Here is a 4,048-nt window from a genome sequence, read left to right as displayed (position 1 = left end):
CTCTAGGAGAGAATCAATCTCATCGGGAATACCGGCGAGGGTGGGTTTCCAGGGGCTAAAGTCAGATATTTTCCACTGGTCGAGAATGTCTTTGACTAGGAGTTCTTGTACCCAGATTTTGGCTACCACGGCCAGGGGTAACGCTAGTACCAGACCCAAAAATCCAAATATGGTGGCAAAACAGATTTGGGCAATCAGGGTAAACGCAGGTGGCAGAGAGATTTGGCGGGCCATGACCGTGGGGGTGAGCCAGTAGCTTTCGATCTGTTGGATAATGGCGTACCACACAATTACTGGAATGATTTTCCAATAGTCTTCGGATATTAGGGCCACCATGGCTGGAAAAATGACGCTTAGGCTGGGTCCCACATTGGGAATAAAGTTAAGCACGCCTGCAATCAATGCGTGGGCCAGCACTAGCTTGATGCCCAGTAGCCAAAGTCCGACAAAACTAAGGGAAAAAATAAAAACTGAGTTGAGAATGATGCCCCCCATCCAGTTACACAGGGCCACTTCACAATCTTGCAAAATGCCGTCTGCTCGCCGTCGATAAAAGGATGGCATTAGTCGCAAAAGAGAGTTGCGGTAGATGGTGGGATTCCCTAAAAACATGAGGGATAAAATCATCACCAGCAACACCTGGAGCAGGACTCGCAGGGACGAGTTAAAAAATGAAAAGAAGTTATTAAAAACATCGAGGACTGCCGAGTCGGGAGAGGTGGCCCAGTCGACAAACTCGTTGAGTTCAGGCAAGCGTAGCTGATCCGGCAGGTAGGTTTCGAGCTGGGCCAGGGTGTCGGGCAGCTCGCGAATGCCGCTGATGGTGAGATCGATGAGCAGACTAAACTGCGTCACAAAGGGGGGCACTACCCCAACAAAAAAGAGGGTGATGACTAAAAAGCTGACGGTAAGGACGGTGGGAATGGCAAATCGGCGGGGGACACCGGTTTGCTGGAGACGTCGGGCGAGGCTGTTGAGTGCGATCGCAAACACCACCGCCATAAACACCAGCAGTAAAATCGCACGAATTTTCCAAAGAATATAGAAAGTCGCTAAGATGCTGATCAGGCCAATCCATTCACCAAGCTTCACGAAACACTCCTGACTACAGCTACGACATTAATTCAGCCGGTCGGCCCATGGCATAATGGCGACCAAGTAGAATTCCGCCCATTTTAACCAACCCCAAGGACAATATACTTTTTTAGCCAAAAAATCGTCGCTGCTAATTTATAGACACTATCTTGACCACCCCAACTCCCCAGTGGCAACTTCCCCAGGTGGAAACGATTTCCACTGATTGGGTAAACACCGTCCAAAAAATTGCGAGGCTACCCAACCCACCGAAACGAGCTGCTGAGCTACTTTGGCAGCGGGGTATTCGCACAGCCGAGCAGCTAACGGCGTTTATTGTCCCTGACACCTACGAGCCTACTCCCGCCACCGCCTTTGGAACAGAAATGACCCAAGCGGTAGAGCGTATTCTCCAAGCTGTGGAGTGCGATGAAAAAGTCACCATCTGGGGCGATTTTGATGCCGATGGCATTACCTCTACGGCGGTGCTTTGGGATGGCTTACGTCAATTTTTTCCAGTTGGACAGCTCAATTATTTTATCCCTAACCGTCTGACCGACTCCCATGGTCTGTCGGTCCATGGTCTAGATACCCTGGCAGCAGCTGGGACAAGTCTGGTGATCACCTGCGATAACGGCAGCACCAACCTGCTAGAAATTGACCATGCGCGTCACCTGGGAATGGATGTGATCATTACCGATCACCACACCTTGCCTGATGAACGCCCGCCTGTCGTTGCCATCATCAATCCACGCTACTTTGAACCCGACCATCCCCTAGCCCATCTGTCTGGCGTTGCCGTTGCCTTTAAGCTGGTCGAGGCCCTCTATGGGCAGCTCACTCCCCTACGACCCCTAACAGAACTGACCGATCTAGTGGCCATTGGCCTGATTGCCGACTTGGTACAGCTAAGCGGTGACTGTCGTTATCTAGCGCAAATCGGCATTCGCCAGCTGCAAACCCATTTAAAAACGGACAAACCTGTTCGTCCCGGTGTCGCTGAGCTATTAAAACTGTGCCGTCGCACGGGCGATCGCCCCACCGATATCTCCTTTGGCATTGGCCCTCGCATTAACGCCGTTAGCCGTATCCACGGGGATGCGCAATTTTGTGTTGACCTGTTAACCAGCGAAGATCTAGAGCACTGCCAGAAGCTGGCCCAGCAAACTGAATGGGCCAATACGCGCCGTAAAGCTCTGCAAAAAGACGTACATACCCAGGTGATTCAGCGGCTCACCGAGTTGGATATGGCAACAGTCCAGGTGATTGTCCTGGCAGATACCCAATGGCCAACGGGAGTATTGGGGATTGTCGCCGGACAGGTAGCTCAGGAATATGGCAAGCCCACCATTTTACTCACCATTGATGGTGAGGTGGCGCGAGGATCGGCCCGGTCAGTAAATCGGATTGATCTCTACCAGCTAGTGACCGACCAGTCCCATTTACTCACCAGCTTTGGCGGGCATCCGTTTGCCGCTGGCATGACGCTGCCGGTGGAGAATGTGGGTCTATTTGCCGATGCCCTCAACCGACAGCTGCGGCAGGTGGGGGTAGCCTCTGGTCCGACCATTAAGGTGGATTTGCAGGTGAGTGTTTGCGAGCTGGGCAAGGACCTGTTTCAGCAGCTCAATATATTAGAACCCTACGGCATGGGCAATCCAGTACCTCGCCTGCTGATTCGCAATGTCTGGTTTGACCAGACCTGGCACCAAAAAATTAAAGACCCGGTATCAAAGCGCAAACTGCGGTTTATCAAAACCCACTTTTTGATCAAGGACGACACCTCAACAACAGGTTTTCCGGGACTGTGGTGGGGACACTACAAGGACGATCTGCCAGTAGGACGGTGTGATGTGGTGGTGGAGCTAGACTTTAACGCCTATTCTCGACAGAAAAAGCCCCAGTATGGTGGCTATGAGATCCGCCTAATTGATGTCCGGGCTGTGGAGTCTGAGGGGATTTCATCCATTGCTGTACCCACCCAGCAGGTGATTGACCGGCGGTCTGAGACCGCTGAGTCGAATCTATCAAATACGCTGGTGGTAACCCAATGTCCAACCACCTGGCAAGAGTTACGACCCTGGTTTCACCAGGCTACGCAGCAGCAGACGTCCCTAGTGTTGGCCTACGATCATCCTGAACCGGTAGCTCCCGTAGAAATCTGGAAGCAGCTGGTGGGGATTGCCAAATATTTGGCCCGTACAGAGACCCCTGTAACAGCGGCGCAGCTGATGGCGCAGCTAGATTTAGGAGAGAGGTCGTTGCAGATTGGACTAGCTGCGTTGGGGAGTTTCGGGTTTCGGGATAGAGAGCCAGATGAGTCCGAAGCGAAGCCCTTAGCGCCCCTGATCCAAGAGAATATTAGCCCAGGAGAACTGCAGCCGCTATCACCATTGACGACCATCACTCTTGTATATGATGCTGCGTTGGCGGTTTCGACCGAACAACAGCAAACAAGCCTGCATTTGTTTTTAGCGAGCTTACGAGAAGAACAATTTCAGCGGCAGTATTTTGTTGATGTTCCTGTCAGTGTTGCTCAAACCGTAATGAGAGTTTGAACAGCGTACATTTACGCAACTCTATAAAATGACATAATTTAGGATTTGCCAGTCACAAAATGCTCTCTATTGCTTGTGCTGCAGGCTCTTTGAAGCATTAAATCAACCCAATAAAGTTAGTTGTTTTTACCGATATCGTTTGCCATTAGCTACTGGGCAATAAGTGCTTATGCAAAATCAATTACAAACTCTTCTCCAAACCCTGCCAGTATCTTTTCAACCTCTGCCACCAGATTTTTCCAGCTCTCATAAGCAATACTCCGGACAGAATTAGGAGACTAGCACCCCATAGTCACAAAGACTTGGAAAGTTGGGATGTGATTTAATCAAAGTCTCGTCTAAGTCTAAGTTTCGAATAAACCTGTCAATCAGATGCTGATTGAGTTTGCGACGTTTGTAGGAGGCCATGGAAAAGA

The 4,048-nt window shown here is 50.6% G+C and carries 2 protein-coding genes; one reads left to right on the top strand and one right to left on the bottom strand.

Translation table 11 applies throughout. From position 1 onward, the window contains the following. Positions 1-1,092, bottom strand: a 1,092-nt coding sequence (locus IQ260_RS28510) for an AI-2E family transporter (RefSeq protein ID WP_193996450.1), incomplete at its 3' end; no start/stop codon positions are given. A 152-nt stretch (positions 1,093-1,244) separates the two neighbouring features. Between IQ260_RS28510 and recJ the strand changes: the two genes are divergently transcribed. Continuing rightward, entirely contained in the window at positions 1,245-3,632 is a 2,388-nt protein-coding gene (gene recJ / locus IQ260_RS28505) for a single-stranded-DNA-specific exonuclease RecJ (RefSeq protein WP_193996449.1), read from the top strand. Positions 3,633-4,048 lie beyond the last annotated feature (416 nt).

It is taken from the genome of Leptolyngbya cf. ectocarpi LEGE 11479, assembly GCF_015207065.1.
Taxonomy (GTDB): Bacteria; Cyanobacteriota; Cyanobacteriia; order Phormidesmidales; family Phormidesmidaceae; genus Leptothoe; species Leptothoe ectocarpi.
This window is presented reverse-complemented; position numbering and strand designations above follow the sequence as displayed.